General features: G+C 39.0%; 9 protein-coding genes and 1 rRNA gene. All 10 read left to right on the top strand.

The features are described 5' to 3' along the window. The coding region (locus WC614_12140; GenBank protein MFA5033753.1) for a T9SS type A sorting domain-containing protein at positions 1-394 on the top strand (394 nt) is incomplete at its 5' end. Positions 395-426: 32 nt separating this feature from the next. Continuing rightward, positions 427-3,420, top strand: a complete 2,994-nt coding sequence (locus tag WC614_12135; protein ID MFA5033752.1) for a T9SS type A sorting domain-containing protein — start codon at positions 427-429, stop codon at positions 3,418-3,420. Between the two features lie 4 nt (positions 3,421-3,424). Then, positions 3,425-4,954 carry a PQQ-binding-like beta-propeller repeat protein gene (locus tag WC614_12130; protein ID MFA5033751.1) on the top strand — a complete coding sequence of 510 codons (1,530 nt, stop codon included), beginning with the start codon at positions 3,425-3,427 and terminating at the stop codon, positions 4,952-4,954. 30 nt (positions 4,955-4,984) lie between these two features. Continuing rightward, entirely contained in the window at positions 4,985-7,075 is a 2,091-nt protein-coding gene (locus tag WC614_12125; GenBank protein ID MFA5033750.1) for a two-component regulator propeller domain-containing protein, read from the top strand. A 190-nt stretch (positions 7,076-7,265) separates the two neighbouring features. Beyond that, the gene (locus WC614_12120) at positions 7,266-8,825 is read left to right on the top strand and encodes a T9SS type A sorting domain-containing protein (protein MFA5033749.1); all 1,560 of its coding nucleotides are present in this window, start codon (positions 7,266-7,268) and stop codon (positions 8,823-8,825) included. 194 nt (positions 8,826-9,019) lie between these two features. Then, positions 9,020-12,030: ribosomal RNA gene (locus tag WC614_12115) — 23S ribosomal RNA — on the top strand. Between the two features lie 95 nt (positions 12,031-12,125). Next, on the top strand, positions 12,126-13,550 hold the full coding sequence (locus tag WC614_12110) for a FlgD immunoglobulin-like domain containing protein (GenBank protein MFA5033748.1): 1,425 nt from the start codon (positions 12,126-12,128) through the stop codon (positions 13,548-13,550). Positions 13,551-13,686: 136 nt separating this feature from the next. After that, positions 13,687-15,846, top strand: a complete 2,160-nt coding sequence (locus WC614_12105) for a YncE family protein (protein ID MFA5033747.1) — start codon at positions 13,687-13,689, stop codon at positions 15,844-15,846. Positions 15,847-15,868: 22 nt separating this feature from the next. Then, positions 15,869-18,001 carry a two-component regulator propeller domain-containing protein gene (locus WC614_12100; protein ID MFA5033746.1) on the top strand — a complete coding sequence of 711 codons (2,133 nt, stop codon included), beginning with the start codon at positions 15,869-15,871 and terminating at the stop codon, positions 17,999-18,001. Positions 18,002-18,078: 77 nt separating this feature from the next. Next, positions 18,079-20,262, top strand: coding sequence for a T9SS type A sorting domain-containing protein (locus tag WC614_12095; GenBank protein MFA5033745.1), 2,184 nt, complete (start codon positions 18,079-18,081; stop codon positions 20,260-20,262). Positions 20,263-20,267: the final 5 nt, after the last annotated feature.

The following is a 20,267-nucleotide window of genomic DNA, read 5'->3' as shown; positions in this document are numbered from 1 at the left end:
GGATAAAGGTTATATAGTTGCAGGATATACGTACTCTTTCGGTACAGGCACACCGGATTCTGCAAATGTATATCTTATAAAGACTGACTCATTAGGTTATGTGGGAATAGAAGAAAACTTATCGCCATATTTGGATGTCGCTTCACTTGAAATCTCCCAGAATCCATTTATTAAGTCAACAGTTATAAAGTATTTCCTATCCGTTAGAGCTCAAGTTATATTAAGTGTTTATGACATTTCAGGGAGTTGTGTTAAGACTCTCATCAACGAACTCAAACCCGCAGGCTCTTATTCCACAACTTTAAATGCAAACGAACTAAAAACAGGGATTTATTTTGTGAAGTTGAGCGCAGGTACATTCAAAGAAACGAAGAAATTAATATTGATAAAATAACAGAGAATGTTTTAAGGTTTATAGGAGGGATTATGAAAAAGAAAGAATTATTGAGAAATTTTGTAATAATTAATTCGCTTTTAGCTTCGTGCGCAACATATGTCGGTGGGATAGAAAATATTCAGAATATGTCTAAACCTTTCAACGCAGTTGAAGTAATTGAAAAAGTTTCGCACTACCCGGTATATAAAAATTGGAAAACTGTAATTAAAGATAAATCATATGAAGCATCTTTTGAAGAAAATGGTATTTTATTAAAAGTTAATGAAAAGAAAAATGGTACAAAGGATGTTTTTATCCCTGTAAAAGGGAAGCCTGAAATCAATGGCGGCAGAGTAGTTTATAAATCCGAATACGGGGAAGTTGCCTTTGAAGGAAAAAACTCAGGATTGAAGCTTTATGCCAGAGGTAAATACGGAGAAGAATTCAGAAGAATAAAAAATCTGAATTCTTACGAGAACACTATTAAAATGAATAATTTTAGATATGAAAATAAAGGGAAAGACTCGTTAACCACAGGTGAATTCATAATTGATACAAACGTTACCTATGTAACGGCATTAGAAAACCAACGAGCCCCGATTATTGCATCTGACGGAACAAACTGCCTTATAGTATGGCAAGACCGGCGCGTAGATTCAAACGAGGAAGACATTTATGGAACCCGGGTAAGTCAGACCGGTGAAATACTTGACCCCGCAGGAATTGCTATTGCTACCACTCAATATTATGAAGGTTCGCCTGCTGTTACATTTAATGGTGGAAATTATCTTGTTGTCTGGACAGACTGTCAAAATATTTATGGAACCCGCATAAGCAAATCCGGAATATTACTGGATACAAATAATATAATAGTTGCAACCTCGACCGACGGTATCCACTCCTCTGCAGTTGCGTCGGACGGAACAAATTATATTGTAGTTTGGTCAGATAGAGGAGCGGACACTTATGATATTTATGGTAAAAGGATGAATGAGGCAGGAATATTACTGGATACAACGGCTATTGCTATATGTACCGCAAAAAATCTACAAGGGAACCCTAAGGTTGCATTTAATAAGGATGCTTATCTGGTAGCGTGGGAAGATTACCGTGATAGTTCAACTATTTCCGGTATTTATGGAGCACGGGTCTCGCAAAATGGGACGGTGATGGATACTCAGGGAATTGATATTTCTACTATGGGATGGGGGTATACGCCTAACGTTGTCTCTGACGGGACAAATTGGTTCGTAGTATGGGGATACACAGGTAATATTTATGGCAGATTTATAAATGAAAACGGGGTGGCGCTGGATACGGCAGGATTTAGTGTTTCTCCCGATACAAATCATACTAAATTTTATCCGGCAATTACATTCGACGGAACAAATTATCTTGTAGTATGGGAACAACAACATAATACTTATTATGATATTTATGGAACCCGGGTAAGCCAGACAGGAGCAATACTCGACACGACAGAAATTAATATTTCCAATACTCTAAAGGGAGCTGAATACCCTGCCGTTGCATTTAATGGAGTAAATCATATCGTAGTATGGTCAAGTGGAAACGCGCTGCAGGAAGACATTTATGGCAAACAGATAAATAAATTAGGAGAAATCCTTGATACAACAGGAATTAAATTCTCTAAATCTGCAAATAATCAAAATTTCCCTGCAGCTGCATTCGACGGAACAAATTATCTTGTGGTATGGGAAGATGACCGTAATGATAATGGAGAGGAGAAGAATTTTGATATATATGGGACCAGAATTTCTTCATCGGGTGCAATACTTGACCCTCTTGGAATTCCTATTTCTACGGCACCCGGCAACCAATTTTTTCCTTCAATCGCCTTTGACGGAAATAATTATTTCGTAGTCTGGAACGATAGCCGAACAGGATATAGCGGCACCTATGGAGCAAGAGTAGGACAATCAGGAAATGTCATTGATACGGCAGGAATATTTATATCGGACATCGGATGTGGGCGTTGGTGGTCTACGGCAGTTGCATTCGGAGATACAAATTACCTTGTAGTATTTGCAGGAAGCGATATTTATGGTGCAAGAGTCAGTAAATCAGGGATACTCCTTGATACAACAGAAATTCCTATATGCACTAATTCCGGAGACAAAGGAGGACCGAGTGTTGCATTTGACGGAAATAATTATTTCGTAGTTTGGGGTGAGGAGAGAAGTGATTACGATAACATTTACGGAACCCGCATAAGCAAATCAGGCATAGTTCTTGACCCGACAGGGATTGCTATTTCAACTGCATCCTTTAATCAAATGTACCCTTCAATTACTTTTGACGGAACAAACTATTTTGTTGTATGGGAAGATAATCGCTCAGAAAAGTATGACATTTATGGAACCCGCATAAATACTTCCGGACAGGTACTTAGCCCATCCGGCACTCTTATATATAGTGGAGGAACAAGCGAACAATATTTTCCAAAAGTCGCATTTGATGGGACAAATTATCTTGTGGTATGGCAGGATTATGCTAATTATATTGACTTTTGTAATATTTATGGAGCGCAGGTAAGTCAAACCGGAACCCCAATTAATGTTTTCAGCATATCCGATGACAAAAAAGAAAAAAGTTTACCTGCGTTGGCAAAAGGAACCGGCAGTCAAATACTTGTTACTTATTCGATGTTTACACACGATATAAATGAAAGACCCGTAAATACATATCGCGTTTATGGTAAATTATATCCGTTCAGTGGAATAGAGGAAAATTCCAATTCCTCAATTAGCAATCCTCAATTGAAAATACTTCGGAACCCATTTATTCAGTCAACAATCATTAGTTATTACTTGCCGAAACTCTCAACAAGTAACTCTCAACTCTTAACGCTTAAGCTCTATGACCTATCGGGACGATGTGTGAAAACACTTGTCAACGAATCCAAACCCGCCGGAACTTATACCACAACCCTAAATGCAAAAGAACTAAAAGCAGGAATATATTTTGTGAAGCTAACCGCCAGCAATTTCAGCACAACTAAGAAACTTATACTGATGAAATAGGAAAATGACAATTATATTAACATTATTTCTTCTCCAACAAACCTACGCCCTCGGCACTTGGCCAAAATACGGCGCAACACTTGAAAATACGCATCTGCAATATATGAAGGGTGCGATGTTTAGTGAGCCGGATGTAAAATGGTCATATAAAACAGGGGATATAGTAGAATCTTATGGCGCTACGGTAGCAGATGCTGATAAAGATGATACAATGGAAGTAGTGATTGGAAGCTGGGATAATAAAATTTATTGTTTTAATGGAACAACAGGGATAATAAAATGGAGTTATTTATCCTGGGGAGATGTAAGAACTTCTTCTGCAATTTTTGATATAGACAAAGACGATACGCTTGAAGTTGTGATTGGAAGTGATAAAGTTTATTGTCTGAATGGGGGAACAGGGGTAGTAAAATGGAGCTATATAATAGGAAGTATGGTAACATCTTCCCCTACAATTGCAGATATTGATAAAGATGATACAATGGAAGTAGCGATTGGAAGCTGGGATCATAAAGTTTATTGTTTAAATGGGATAACGGGAGGAATAAAATGGAGTTATTTGACAAGAGGTGATATAAGCTCTTCTGCGCCAGCGATAGCAGATATCGATAAGGATAGTAATATGGAAGTAGTAATCGGAAGTGAGGACAGCACGGTTTACTGTCTAAATGGAATGACAGGGGTAGTAAAATGGAGTTATACAACGGAAAGTATTGTAACATCTTCCCCTACAATTGCAGATGTTGATAAAGATGATACTCTTGAAGCAATAATTGAAGGCGGTAAAACATATTGTCTTAATGGAGTAACAGGGGTAGTAAAATGGAGCTACCCAATAGGAGCTTTATTCAGCACCTCTCCAGCTCCAGCAATAGCAGATGTGAACAATGATGATACGATGGAAGTGGTAATCGGAGGTTGGGATGATAAAGTTTATTGTTTGAATGGGATTACTGGCGAAGTAAGATGGAGTTATACGACTGGATATGGGGTTCATAGAGGTATATCTATTGCTGATATTGATATGGATGATAAGTTTGAAGTTTTTGTCCCTAATTTGGGTAATCTCTCTGGCGCTTTTTTGTATTGTCTTAATGGAGAAAGTGGTTTACTTCTGTGGAAAAAACAATTCCTTCAGGATGTTCACGATATAACCATTGCGGATATAGATAATGATGGATGCGTGGAATTAGTAGTAAGCACTCTACCTGGCGCTATCTGGGCACTTGACGATATCAGTAATTCCAATAACTGCGGATGTATGGGGACAGAAGAGAAAAGTAAAGAGTTAAAAGTTGAAAGCTTCGAGTTCAAAGTTATAAAAGAAAAGATTTATCTCTCTGTCCCGAATACAATAGAAGCAGATATAAAATTATATGATTTATGCGGAAGGATGAAAGAGGTTATTTATTTGGGTGCATTAGGGAAAGGAAATTATACGTTTACACCGAACATTCATAAGAACGGGATATATTTTGTGAGACTAACAACCGGGAATTACAAACTAACGAAGAAATTGATTTTAATGAAATAATATTATAAACTAAACAAAAAAGGAGAAATTATGATAAAACTACAAGTAATAATATTTGCTGCCTTTGTTACAGTAACTGCAAATGCTCAATACCCGGGCTGGACCAATTATACCAACGGACAATATGTCACGGCTGTTGCTGATAGCGGCAATGAATTATGGGTTGGCACTACAGGTGGACTCATAAAAATGAACAAAACTACTGCGGTAATGACATTTTATAACCACGCAAATTCCGGGTTGCCTTATAACGATGTCAGTGCTCTTGTAATACAGGGAAGTAATATCTGGATTGGCACTTTTGGTGGTGGTATTGCGAAATTTGACGGGACTACATGGACTGTGTTCAACACTTCAAATTCCGGCTTGCCCCATGATGGTACCCGGACTCTTGCAATAGAAGACAGTAATATCTGGATTGGAACTTCGGGTGGACTTGCAAAGTTTGATGGTACTAATTGGACTGTTTTCAACTCCTCAAATTCCGATTTGCCTTATGACATTGTCTATGCCCTTGTAATAGAAGGGAGTAGTATCTGGGTTGGTACTTATGGTGGTCTTGCGAAGTATGATGGTACTACATGGACTGTTTTTAACTCCTCAAATTCAGGTTTGCAAGATAATCATATCTGTGCTCTTGCAATAGAAGACAGTAATATATGGATTGGAACTTATGAAGGTCTCACAAAGTTTGATGGCACTAACTGGACTATGTTCAACTCCGCAAATTCCGGTTTACCATATAACTGGGTTCAGGCTCTTGGTATAGAAGGGAGTAATATCTGGATTGGAACTTATGGTGGTTTTGCAAAGTTTGACGGAACTACCTGGACGGGGTTCAATTCCTCAAATTCCGGTTTGCCTTGTGACTATGTCCGGGCTCTTGCGATAGAAGAAAGTAATATCTGGGTTGGTACTTATAATAGTGGACTTGCGAAATTTGACGGGACAAATTGGACAGTATTCAGCACCTCAAATTCCGGTTTGCCTTATAACTATGTCAATGCTCTTGGGATAGAAGGGAGTAATATCTGGATTGGTACTGAGTATGGTGGGCTTGCAAAATTTTATGGGACTAACTGGACTGTGTATGACACTTCAAATTCCGGTTTACCTTTTAACAATGTCCGTGCGATTGCAATAAAAGGAAGTAATATATGGATTGGCGCCTGGGGGTATGGACTTGCAAAGTTTGACGGGACTAACTGGACTGTGTATGACACCTCAAATTCCGGGTTGCCTTCTAACTATGTCAATACTCTTGTAATAGAAGGAAGTAATATCTGGATTGGTACTGATGGTCTTGTGAAGTTTGACGGCACAAACTGGACTATATATGACACCTTGAATTCCGGGTTACCTTCTAACTATGTCCGTGCGATTGCAATAGAAGGAAACAATATCTGGATTGGTACTGGTTATGGTGGCATTGCGAAGTTTGACGGCACTAACTGGACTGTGTTCAACGCTTCAAATTCCGGGTTGCCTCACAACTGTGTCTATACTCTTGCAATAGAAGAGAGTAATGTATGGATTGGCACATGGTGCGGTATTGCGAAATTTGATGGCACTGCATGGACTGTGTTCAACACCTTAAATTCCGATTTGCCTTATAACGGGGTCAATGCTCTTACAATAGAAGGGAATAATATATGGATTGGCACTCTGAATAATAATGGTGGTCTTGCAAAGTTTGACGGCACTAACTGGACGGTGTTCAACAACTCTAATTCCGGGTTGCCTGATAACTATATCAATGCTCTTGCGATAGAAGGGGGAAATATATGGATTGGGACTAATGGTGGTGGCCTTGCAGTATATGATATGATAGGGATAGAAGAAAACTCAAATATTAAAACCCCTTCGACTACGCTCAGGGCAAGTCAAAATCCATTCCGCAAAACCACTATTATCCATTATTCTTTACCGGAATACACAAATATACAATTAACGATTTGTAACCTTTCAGGTCGCCGTGTCGAAACACTTGTCAACGAGCAGAAACCCGCCGGTAGTTATAATGTTACCTTCTCCGCCAAAGGTCTTGCATCGGGAGTTTATTTTGTGAAGTTGAGCGCAGGCACATTCAAAGAAACGAAGAAATTAATTTTAATGAAATAAAAGAATAGGACAAAAGAGAAAATAAAATTAACAGTGATTGAAAGAGAATTGCAGGAGATTAACACAAAAAAGAAAAGACAATTTAGAGTTTAAAGTAGGAAAAGAAAAACAGATAAAAAGATAGCCTCACGCAAAGGCGCTAAGACGCAAAGAAGAGAGAAAATTGAAAGTTAAAATAAAAGGGGGAGAAATGAGGAAATATTTATTTTTTGTGTCTTTGATAATTTTTATTACAGGGGATATTGAAGCGAAAACAATTCACATCCCGGCTGACTATACTACAATTCAGGAAGGAATTGATTCTGCCGTGTCGGGAGATGTGGTACTTGTCTCAAAAGGGACTTACGCCGGCGGTATAAATATGAAGGGAGGCGTCCATCTCAAAAGTGAAGAAGGTCCGGGAAGCACAATCATTAGCGGAGGGACATATTATATCAGAAGTGTTATCAGATGTGTTAATTTAACCGATACAACTCTAATTGATGGTTTTACCATACGTGATTGCAATTCACATGGGACTCTTGGGGGTGGAATATATTCCTATAATTCAAATATGATTATAAGAAATAACATTATTCGGAATAATGTTTTAGAGGCGCTTTATTATAATGATTCTTCAGCGGGGGGAGGTATATATGTTGGAGGAGGGTCGGCTTTGATTGAAAATAACATAATAAGGGATAATATAGCTGATGCGGATGACTGTCCTAAAAACAAGAAAAAGTCTGATTATGCATATGGAGGTGGCGGAATATATGCAGAAGCTACAATGGTAACTATCAAGAATAATATTATAGCTTACAACTCTGCAATAGAAGCTAGTCCTTTTGGAGGCGGAATTGAATGTGTCAATTGCATAAAAGCCGTTATTTTTAATAACCTTATAGATAGCAATTATACAAGCGATGGTAAGTGGACGGAAGGTTTTGGAGCAGGGATTTTATGCGCCGGTCCGGTAGAGATAATCAATAATACAATAGTTAATAATTATCTCCGGGGTTATAACAGTAGATATGGTGGCGGTATTTATTGTTTTCCGGGACAGGACTCCATAATTATAAAAAATAACATAATTGCCTTTGACAGCGCATCAATAACAGGAGGAGGGATATATTGTGACAGTTTGGATTCCAGTAAAGTATTTATTGGATATAACGGTTTTTATCTCAATGCGCCTGATAATTTTTATAATGCTCCACAGGGAGTTGGAAATTTCTCCTGGGGCACAAACAGAAACGGCATTCCCTGCGACAGCTTTTATAACATAAACATTGACCCGGGATTTACAACGGGAACATCAGGAAATTATTACCAGCAAAATGTTTCAGGTTGTGGGGATTATATTGTTAATAATGAGTTTGGATTTCTGGGCGGGAATACCACTGACGGCAAGCCTGATACGGGGTGGGTTGATTTAGGATATCATTATGGAACGCCGATAGGAATAGAAGAAAAATGGAGCGAAGCGACATCCCGCCTCGGCGGTGATCAAAAATCAAATATAAAAATAGGGCAAAACCCGTTTATTGGGATAACTACTATTTGTTATGATGTCCCGAAAGAAGCGAGTGTTTCGGTAAAGATTTATGATATTACGGGGAAATGTGTAAAAACATTAGTTGATGGGAATGTATTGGCGGGAAGTTATAAAGAGACAATAGACTCGAAAGATTACGGCAAGGGAGTATATTTTGTAAAATTATCATCCGACAGGTATAAAGAAACGAAAAAAATGGTAGTAATCCAGTAATTTATACCAAACAGGTTAGTATTAATAAAGTGGAAAAGTCTTTATTGACTTTCTTTTTGGGTGGAAATTATTTATTTATAAAAACTTATATTTTTTGCTTGACAAATACGACAAATAGCGTAAACAGTAAGTCTATTTTTTATTTTAAACAGAAGTTCTTTGATAATTATATAGGAAAAGTAGTTTAAGAGTAAGGATAAGATAATAAGGGTATATGGTGGATGCCTAGGTACTGGCAACTGATGAAGGACGTGGTAAGCTGCGATAAGCCTCGGAAAGGTGCAAACAACCGTTAACCCGGGGATTTCCTAATGGGGAAACCTGTTCTGATTCAAATCAGAACACTTCCTGCTTTTGGCAGGAGGGATCAACTCGGCGAAGTGAAACATCTCAGTAGCCGGAGGAAAAGAAAACACCGTGATTCTCTTAGTAGTGGTGAGCGAAAAGGGAAGAGCCTAAACTCATTTGTATGTCAAGCCAGCATGTGTTATACAAAGAGGGTAGTGGGGTCTAGAGTGGACTTAATGCTGATAAGTCCGGCAAGTCAAAAAAATTACATTTAGTCAAAATCTTCTGGAAAGAAGACACCCAAGAAGGTGATAGTCCTGTAGACGAAAAATGTAATTCTTGCTTTTTAGAAACCCGAGTACTGCGGAGCACGTGAAATTCTGCAGGAATCTGTGCCGACCACGGCATAAGGCTAAATACTAACCAGTAACCGATAGTGAACTAGTACCGCGAGGGAAAGGCGAAAAGAACCCCTAACGGGGAGTGAAATAGAACCTGAAACCATATACTTACAAGCTGTAGAAGTCTGACTTACGAGTATTTATACTTGTAAGAAGGATAACTGTGTACTTTTTGCAGCACGGACCGGCGAGTTATTTCTGATTAGCAAGTTTAATTCTAATACAAACATATTGGAAGAAGGCGTAGGGAAACCAAGTCCAACGAGGGCGATTAAGCTAGTCAGAATAGACCCGAAGCTAAGTGATCTATCCATGGTCAGAATGAATCTCGTATAAAAACGAGAGGAGGTTCGAACTGGTGTGGCTTGAAAACCGCTCGGATGAACTGTGGATAGGAGTGAAAGGCTAATCAAACTTAGTGATAGCTGGTTCTACCCGAAATAGCTATAGGGCTAGCCTCAGAAGTTTAATAACGGGGGTAGAGCACTGGATGAATTTCCTTTTGGCAACAGAAGGAAACTTAACCAAACTCCGAATACCGTTATTCTATATTCTGGGAGTCAGGGATTGAGGAATAACCTCCAGTCCCAAAAGGGGAACAACCCAGACCATAAGCTAAGGTCCCCAAATAAAGGCTAAGTGGGAAAGGATGTGAAATTACTTAGACAGCCAGGATGTTGGCTTAGAGGCAGCCACCATTTAAAGAGTGCGTAACAGCTCACTGGTCAAGCGATTTCGCGCCTAAAATGATCGGGGCTCAAGCTTTTTACCGAAGCTATGGTTGTATTCCGCTTCGGCGGGATACGAGGTAGGGTAGCATTCCAATTGGAGCGAAGTTAGGACGCGAGTCATAATGGACCGATTGGAAGAGATAATGCCGGTATGCGTAACGATAATTCGGGTGAAAAACCCGAACACCGAAAACCTAAGGTTTCCTGGGGAAGGCTAATCCGCCCAGGGTAAGTCGGAACCTAAGCCAAGTCTCGTTAACGCGAGAGTAGGTGATGGAAGATCTGTTAAAATTCAGATACCATAAGGGGAGTGTTTGACCTTAGAGGGGACGCAGAAAACACGACTGGTCCTGTGTAAGCTTACAGGATCAAAGCCTGCAGTCTTGTTCCGTTATGCGGGATGAGATGAGGGGTGATTGGGAACTCGAAAGGGATAAACCAGTCTTAAGATTCTGCCAAGAAAATCCTCTAAGTTAGCTCTTCAGATGTCCGTACCATAAACCGACACAGGTAGGTAGGAAGAATATTCTAAGGTGCTCGAGATAACTCTCGTCAAGGAACTCGGCAATCTAGCCCCGTAACTTAGGAAGAAGGGGTGCCCGGAGTAGATGATCCTGAACAGGGGGAGTTGAAACGGGCCGCAGTGAAAGGGCTTTAGCGACTGTTTATCAAAAACACAGGTCTCTGCTAACTCGCAAGAGGATGTATAGGGACTGACACCTGCCCGGTACTAGAAGGTTAACGCAAGGGGTGCAAGCTCTGAGCCGAAGCCCTAGTAAACGGCGGCCGTAACTATAACGGTCCTAAGGTAGCGAAATTCCTTGTCAGGTAAGTTCTGACCCGCACGAATGGTGTCACGACTTAAGCGCTGTCTCGACGAGAGACTCGGTGAGGTTGCAACAGGAGTGAAGATGCTCCTTACTCGCCACAGGACCGAAAGACCCCGTGAACCTTTACTGCAACTTGGTATTGGGTTTTAGTAAAGTATGTGTAGGATAGGTGGGAGACTATGAAGTTCCGGCGCTAGCCGGGGCAGAGTCAACGGTGAAATACCACTCTTATTTTGCTGGAATTCTAATTTCGATTGTGGAAATCGAAAGACAGTGCCTGGTGGGTAGTTTGACTGGGGCGGTTGCCTCCCAAAATGTAACGGAGGTGCCCAAAGGTTGGCTCAATTCCGTCGTTATGGAATGTAGAGTGTAAAGGCATAAGCCAGCTTAACTGTGACCCCGACAGGGGGAACAGGTGCGAAAGCAGGGCTTAATGATCCGGCAGTCCCGAGTGGAAGGGCTGTCGCTCATCGGATAAAAGGTACTCCGGGGATAACAGGCTAGTCTCGCCCAAGAGTTCATATCGACGGCGAGGTTCGGCACCTCGATGTCGGCTCATCGCATCCTGGGGCTGTAGAAGGTCCCAAGGGTTGGTCTGTTCGCCCATTAAAGCGGTTCGTGAGCTGGGTTCAGAACGTCGTGAGACAGTTCGGTCCCTCTCCGTGGTGAGCGCAGGAGATTTGAGGAGGGCTGTCCCTAGTACGAGAGGACTGGGATGGACGAACCTCTGGTCTATCAGCTGTAGTGCTAATTGCATGGCTGAGTAGCTATGTTCGGAAAAGATAACCCCTGAAAGCATCTAAGGGGGAAGCTTGCTCCAAGATAATATCTCCCTTTCAAGATGCAAGTCTTGAAACTAAAAGCTCCTTGTAGACTACAAGGTTGATAGGTTGCAGGTGGAAGCCTGGTAACAGGTTAAGCCGAGCAACACTAATAAGCTGTGCGTCTTATTTCTCTTAAACTACTTTTCCTATTTTTTTTATCTTATGTTTTTGATTAAGTTCTTTTCTTCATTTTTAGTAAATCAAACAAAAAATTACAGGAGGCATTATGTTTAAAAAGGTTAGTATTACGTTGCTTCTTTTATTCTCGGTTAATTCCTTTGCAGATTGGACTAAATGGATAGGCAGACAGGAATCTCAATACGCCGGAGATGTTAAACAATGTCCGGACGGAGGATTTATAGTTGCAGGAAAATTAGATAAAGATCCGGGTTCACTTAAAGAGTACGATTTTTATCTTGTAAAAACGGATTCAGCCGGAGATACTTTATGGACAAAAAATTATGGCAGCGATGACAAAAGTGAAATGGCTAATTCCATTCAAATATGCGATGACAGCGGCTTTATTGTTGTTGGAACAAGAGACCGTGGTATGTATGGAGACATTTTTGCCTTAAGAACCAAAGCCAATGGCGACACTGTATGGACAAAAATTTATAATTTAATGGATAAAAATTACGGAAATTATGTTTGCAAATGCAGCAGCGGTGGCTTTTTGATTGCAGGAAAAGTAACTTCCAACACCTATGCCTGTCTTATCAGAATAGATGAAGACGGAGATACTCTCTGGACGAGAAAGTATGGGCCGGGGAATGACGAATGGGCTAGTTGCGTTCAGGAATGTAATGACGGTAATTTTATAGTCTCAGGGTACTCATTTGTCGGTGCTTCCGCCGGGGGCAGCGTATTGCTTATGAAAGTCGATACACTGGGCGATACTCTCTGGACAAGAACTTATGGCACAACCGAACTTGATATGGGTTATTCCGTTCAGGAATGCGCAGATAATGGATTTATAATCGTAGCAGAAACATATCCATCCGGTTCGGATAAAAATAATGTATATATTATCAGAACAAATTCTACCGGGGACAGCTTATGGACAAGAATTTATGGCGGAGCTCAGAACGATTTGTGCACTTCTGTACTGGAATGTTCCGAAGGCGGATTTTTAGTCTCAGGAGAGAGTTATTCCTTTGGTAGCAATGCTGATATATATATTCTCAAATTAAATGCAAATGGCGACACTACCTGGACAAAAACCTATGACGGTATGGGTTATAATGACAATGGCGGCTATCTTGCAAAATGCGCAAGCGGGTATATAATTGCAGGAACGGCAACGAGTTATATGTATCCCTATATATTACTCATAAGACTTTCTTCTATTGGAGTTGAGGAAAAAGGGATTACAAAGCAAACAACTACTCTTAACGCTTCTCCGAATCCGTTCAATTCATTTGCTAACATCCGATACACACTTGCAAATACGGGACACGCTACGCTGAAAGTTTTTGATATTTCAGGTAAACCGGTGCGGACATTAATAAATAAAGTTCAGTCTTCCGGTGCTTATAACGTGCAGTGGGATGGCAAATCCGTGACAGGCAAGCAATTACCAAATGGTTATTACTTCTATCAACTGAAGACGGCAACCGAAACAAGAACACAAAAAACATTATTAGTTAGATAATTATAATTTCAGTAGGGAATAGGGGCGGGAATTTCATTCCCGCCCCTATTTTTTATTCCCTTGACTTTTTCTATTTCCGCTGTAAATACGTCGTAAGCTAATATATGTTTGATATTTCTTTATGATGGGGGTGCTTATGAGAAAATTCTTATTCGGAATATTTATAATCAGTTTGTTCTCAAACCTCGGGTCTGCGCAGGTGTCAGTCATTGACAGCATAATACTCCGTCCCACGGCAGGCAACGGAACATCCCCTGTAATTATATGTGTGAACGAAACAACAAACAAAATATATGTTGGAAATAGTGGAAGTAAAAATATCTCCGTAATAAATGGCGCAAGTAATGCGGTTATGGCAGTAATAAAAACAAACATAGACCCCGAAGACATTTGTGTAAACAAAGCAACAAATAAAATATATGTAACGAATTTGTTTGGAGATAATGTTTTAGTCATAGATGGCTCAAATAATACGATTATCGATACTATAGAAGCGGGTACCCGTCCAAGTAGTATCTGTGTAAACGAAACAACGAATAAAATATACGTGGCAAATCGTGATAGCAGCGCTGTTGTGGTAATCGATGGCGTAACAAATACAATCATAGATACAATAGGAATAGGAATACAGGGATATTCTTCCATCTGGGGCATCTGCGTGAATGAAACAACTAATAAAGTATATGTGACAAGTTATGGTTATGGGAGTAAACTTTCAGTACTGGATGGCTCAACCAATACGTTCATAGATACCATAAGAATGTGTATCTGGCCCGATGGTGTCTGCGTTAATGAAACAACGAATAAAATATATGTAACAAACAGACTTAGCGATACTGTGTTAGTCATAGACGGGACAAGTAATACAATTATAGATGCAATAAAAGTAGGCGATTACCCTACCAATATTTGCGTAAATGAAGCGACAAATAAAATATACGTAGCAGATAACCAGAGTAGTGATATTTCGGTAATAGATGGGGCAAACGGTACGGTTGTGGATACAATAGAACTGGGATTTTGGGCAGGTGATATCTGTCTGAATGAAACAACAAATAAAATATATACAATTGCAAATAATAATAATAATGTTTTTGTAATAGATGGAATAACCGATACGATTATTGCTGCCATACAAGAAGGCTATACGCCTTATAGTATATGCACGGACAAAGCGACAAACAGGGTATACGCAGTAGGGTTGGAAGACAGCAGTGTTTTAGTTGTAAACGGTGTTAATGATGCAGTCATAGATAGGGTAAAAATTGAATGGGGAAATGATATCTGTGTAAACCAGACGACAAATAAAATATATGTAGCAAGAAACAATGTCCTGGTGATTGATGGGACAAACAATACGATTATGGATACAATAAATGTATTTGGCAATGCTATCTGTGTCAATGAGACTACAAATAGAATATATGTCTCGGAAGGAACTTATATTTTTGTCATAGATGGTTCAAGTGATACGATTATAGATACAATAAATGCCCAATCCTATTATAGTACAGAATATTGTCTTTGTGTAAATGAGATAACAAATAAAATATACCTTGCAACAATGTCTCCCAGCCCTCATTCATTGATACTAACTATAGACGGGATAAGTAATACAGTTACCGATACGATAATGGATTATGGAACACCTTATGATATTTGTGTAAATCAGGTGACAAACAAAATATACGTGACACTTGCATCCTCATACTATGGTGTTTTAGTAATAGATGGCGGAAGCAATACTATTGCAGATACGATAGAAATGTCTGCTGCTTATGGAATATGCGCTAATGAGAAGTTAAATAGAATATACGTGACAAATCCTTATTATGATAGTCTCATAGTAATAAACTGCGCAAATAATACGATAGAGCAACAAGTCAGTGTTGGAGAACGTCCGACGTTTATTGCATTTAATCCTGTAACTAATTTTATATACGTAAGCTGCTTAGATGCAGGAGGCATATGGGTACTCGGAGACGAAACAGGAATAGAAGAACAAGAAAATGCGGATTTTGGATCCCAAAATCCAAAATTAGAAATACTTAAAAACCCGTTTGTGAAATCAACAGTTATTACTTATTCTGTTCCTCCTAATAACTATTATACTAATACACTATTAACTGTTTTTGACCTTTCCGGCCGTTGTGTAAAAACACTTGTAAACGGCGAAAAAGAAGCGGGTGCTTATACTGTCACCTTCCCCGCCAAAGGACTTTCTACAGGTATCTATTTCGCAACGCTTACAACAGATAAGTTAAAACTGACAAAGAAACTAATATTAATAAAATAAAAGATAAATTCAGGAAGGTAAAATGACTAAACATTTTTATATAATATTTTTTTTATTGTCTGCCTTTGCCTATAATACTGCGAATGCCCAATACCCTGGTTGGCAAAATTATACAAGCGCAGAAGATTATGTCACTGATGTTGTTAGCGAAGGAAATAAAATATGGATTGGGACTATGGCTGGCGGATTAGTTTGTATGGACACAGCTACGGGGGGGACGCAATTGTATAACTGCTGTAATTCAGGCTTGCCCAATAATTGTATTACTTTTCTTTTAATGGAAGGAACAACAAAGTGGATCGGGACTGGTGGTGGATTGGTAAAGTTTGATGGAACTAACTGGACTGTGTATAATATGAGTAACTCAGACTTGCCAAGTAATTTGGTTTATTCAATAGCAACAGAAGGTTTAACGAAGTGGGTCGGAACTGATAGTGGATTAGTAAAGTTTGACGGAACTAATTGGACTGTTTATAAGACAAATAATTCAGGATTGCCTGATAATCATGTTTGGAATATTTTAGTAGAAGATTCAATAAAGTGGATTGGGACTGCTGATGGATTGGCAAAGTTTGATGATAATATCTGGATTGTTTATAAGACTACTAATTCAGGGTTGCCGAGTAATCGAATTAATGCTCTTGTAATAGAAGGAACAACGAAATGGATCGGGACTAATTGGGGGTTAGCAAGCTTTGACAACACTAAGTGGACTTTTTATGATAATACCAATTCAGGATTACCGGATAATTGGATTAATGCCCTTGCTATAGAAGGCACAACGAAATGGATTGGGACTGATTGTGGATTAGCAAAGTTTGATGGCACGAATTGGACCGTTTATGATACGAGTAATTCAGGATTCCTTTACGATTGTGTTAATTCAATTACCATAGAAGGAGCAACAAAGTGGGTTGGTATTTCTGGTTGTGGTCTTGCGAAGTTTGACGGCACTAACTGGACTTTTTATAGGGGATTGCCTAATAATATTGTTTATTCTCTTGCAATAGATGGAACAACGAAGTGGATTGGGACTGATAATGGATTAGGAAAATTTGATGGCACTAACTGGAGTGTTTATGATATGAGAAATTCAGGATTGCCGGATAATATTGTTTATTCTCTTGCAATAGATGGAAGTAATATCTGGATTGGCACTTATGGTGGATTGGCAAAGTTTGACGGCACCAACTGGATTGTTTATGATACTAGCAATTCAGGATTGCCTAATAATTCGGTTTCTGCTCTTGCCATTGAAGGAACAACAATGTGGGTCGGAACGGGTACTTATCCTACGTATGGCTGGGGTATTGCAAAATTTGACGGTACTAACTGGACTGTTTATAATGAAAATAATTCAGGCTTGCCGGACAATCGTGTTACTGCTATTGCCATAGAAGGAACAATAAAGTGGATTGGAACTCAATATGGCTTAGCGAAATACGATGGCATTAACTGGACTGTTTATAACACAAGTAATTCAGTTTTACCTGATAATAATGTTACTGCTTTGGTAATAGAAGGAAATAATAAATGGATTGGAACCGATGGTGGGTTAGTGAAGTTTGATGGCACCAATTGGACTGTTTATAAAAAGAGTAATTCAGGCTTACCCGGCGATGATGTTACTTCGTTTGCAGTGGAAGGAACAACAAAGTGGGTTGGAACTTGGAGTGGGGGATTAGCAAAATTTGACGGTACTAACTGGACTGTTTATAATCAAAATAATTCAGGATTACCGGATAATCGTATTTCATCCCTTGCTTTAGAAGGGACAACGATATGGATTGGAACTGAGTGGCATGGTTTAGCAAGTTATAGTGAACAAGGGATAGAAGAACCATCAATTTCGGATTTTGGATTGCGGAATTTGGAATTAAAAATATTAAAAAACCCATTTATTAGTAGCACAACTCTTCAATACGCAATACCCACATCTTCCGGAGTATCTTTGAAGGTTTTTGACCTTTCCGGCCGTTGTGTAAAAACATTAGTAAACGGCGAAAAAGAAGCCGGCACTTATACTGTCACCTTCCCCGCCAAAGGACTTTCTACAGGTGTCTATTTCGCAACGCTCACAACAATTTGTCATTCTGAGTGTAACGAAGAATCTCATAAGTTTAAATTAACAAAGAAACTAATTTTGATGAAGTAGTAATTGTAGGGGCGATTCGGTGAATCGCCCATTTTGTTATATTTTTGTATGTTTAATTTGATATAGGGGGAAAACTTATGTTGAACGAAACGAAATCCGCCTTAGGCGGAAGAAAATTATTATTCGGAATATTTATAGCAGGTTTGTTTTCAAATGCCGTATTTGCAAATGTATCAGTCGTTGACAGTATATTGTTTCGCCCGCAGGCAGGAAATGGATTGAACCCAATCGGAGTGGCCGTAAATCCGACAACAAACAAAATTTATACCGTAAATCGCTGGAGTGATAATGTTTCGGTAATTGACGGGGCAAATAATTCAGTAATTGATGTCATATCTGTTGGGCAAGAGCCTGGAGGTATATGCGTAAATCCTTTGACAAACAGGGTATATGTAACAGATGAATGGGGTTATGTTTCGGTAATTGACGGAGCAACCGATTCGGTTGTTTCTGTCGTAGAGGTAGTATTTGGAGCATGGGGTATATGTGTAAACACGGTAACAAATAAGATTTATGTGGCGTGTTGGAATAGCGATACCGTTTCGGTAATTGATGGAACAACTGATTTGGTCATTGCTACGATACCTGTTGATTCTGGACCTAACGGTATATGCGTAAATCCGACAACAAATAAAATTTATGTGGCAAATACTTATAGTAAAAATATTTCAGTAATTGATGGGACAACTGATTCAGTCATTGATACAATCTCCTTAGAAATCAACCCTTTTCGTATATGTGTAAATCCAACAACAAATAAGATTTATATGACAAACTGGAAGGGGAGTGATACCGTTTTGGTGATCGACGGCACAACTAACTCGGTTATTGATAACGTGATTCTTGAATCGTATGCTTCAAATATATGCGTAAATCCAACAACGAATAAAATTTATACAGCAAATCTCGATAGTAATACTGTTTCGGTAATTGATGGGACAACAGACTCTTTTATTGATACGGTAACTGTTGGAGAATATCCTTATGGGATATGCGTAAACCCGACAACAAATAAAATTTATGCGGCAAATGAATATGATAATACCGTTTCCGTAATTGATGGAACAAATAATTCAGTGCTTGCTGCGGTAAATATTGGCTCTTGGCCTTATTATATTTGTGTAAATCCGACAACAAATAAAATTTATTTAACATATTTATATAGAAATAATATTTCAGTAATTGATGCAACAACTAATTCGATTGTTGATACTGTGGCTGTCAGCGCTAATTGGTACCAGTCCCCTCGTGGGATATGTGTAAATTCAACAACAAACAAAATCTATACGGTAAATGGTAATGTTTCCGTAATTGATGGGACGAATGATTCGTTGCTTGCTGCCGTAGCTGTTGATGGTAATCCCAACGATATATGTGTAAATCCTGTGACGAATAGAATTTATGTCACAAATTATGATACGAATACCGTTTCCGTAATTGACGGAACAACTAATTCTGTGCTTGTTATGGCAATTACTGTAGGGTCTAACCCTTGCGCTATAGGTGTAAATCCGGCAACAAATAAGATTTATGTGGCGAGTCAGTATAACGATAGTATTTCGGTTATAGATGGAACGAGCAATTTAGTTATTGGCACAGTATATACCGGGTGTTGGAGCCCTCGAAGGATATACGTAAATCCGGTAACAAATAAAATTTATGTGACAAATTTTTATGATAATATTTCGGTAATTGATGGAATAACTAATTCAATTATCGATACGATAGATGTGGGAACATCTACTGAGGCTATGTGTATAAACCCATTAGCAAATAAAATCTATGTAACAAGTTATGATTTCTCTTCGGATAGTGGTATGGTTTCGGTAATTAACGGAGTAACCAATTTAGTAACGCAGACAGTTCTTGTAGGACAAGAACCTTTCGGTATTACAGTAAATCCGCAGGATAGTTTGGTGTATGTAAGTTGCAGAAATGGGGGCGGAATCTGGATACTTAAAGACGATATGGGGATAGAAGAAAGTGCGGATTTTGGATTGCGGAATGCGGATTTACAGATAGGACAAAATCCGTTTATTAAATCAACAGTTATTAACTATCAGATTCCTGCTAAAAGTAAAATATCATTAAAACTTTATGACATTTCCGGGAGTTGTGTAAAAACATTAATCAACGGCGAAAAAGAAGCCGGAAGTTACAGTGTTACTTTCCCCGCCAAAGGACTTTCTACAGGCATCTATTTCGCAACACTCACAACAGATAAGTTTAAATTGACAAAGAAGCTTATTTTAATGAAATAAAAGAT

Source organism: bacterium (genome assembly GCA_041649255.1).
Taxonomy (GTDB): domain Bacteria; phylum Hydrothermota; class UBA3073; order JACQXS01; family JAQTXJ01; genus JAQTXJ01.
This window is presented reverse-complemented; position numbering and strand designations above follow the sequence as displayed.

What these genes read in the sequence shown, in the direction of transcription:
- WC614_12135 (MFA5033752.1), top strand. Translation starts at nt 427, where the DNA reads ATGAAAAAGAAAGAATTATTGAGAAATTTTGTAATAATTAATTCGCTT.
- WC614_12130 (MFA5033751.1), top strand. Translation starts at nt 3,425, where the DNA reads ATGACAATTATATTAACATTATTTCTTCTCCAACAAACCTACGCCCTC.
- WC614_12125 (MFA5033750.1), top strand. Translation starts at nt 4,985, where the DNA reads ATGATAAAACTACAAGTAATAATATTTGCTGCCTTTGTTACAGTAACT.
- WC614_12120 (MFA5033749.1), top strand. Translation starts at nt 7,266, where the DNA reads ATGAGGAAATATTTATTTTTTGTGTCTTTGATAATTTTTATTACAGGG.
- WC614_12110 (MFA5033748.1), top strand. Translation starts at nt 12,126, where the DNA reads ATGTTTAAAAAGGTTAGTATTACGTTGCTTCTTTTATTCTCGGTTAAT.
- WC614_12105 (MFA5033747.1), top strand. Translation starts at nt 13,687, where the DNA reads ATGAGAAAATTCTTATTCGGAATATTTATAATCAGTTTGTTCTCAAAC.
- WC614_12100 (MFA5033746.1), top strand. Translation starts at nt 15,869, where the DNA reads ATGACTAAACATTTTTATATAATATTTTTTTTATTGTCTGCCTTTGCC.
- WC614_12095 (MFA5033745.1), top strand. Translation starts at nt 18,079, where the DNA reads ATGTTGAACGAAACGAAATCCGCCTTAGGCGGAAGAAAATTATTATTC.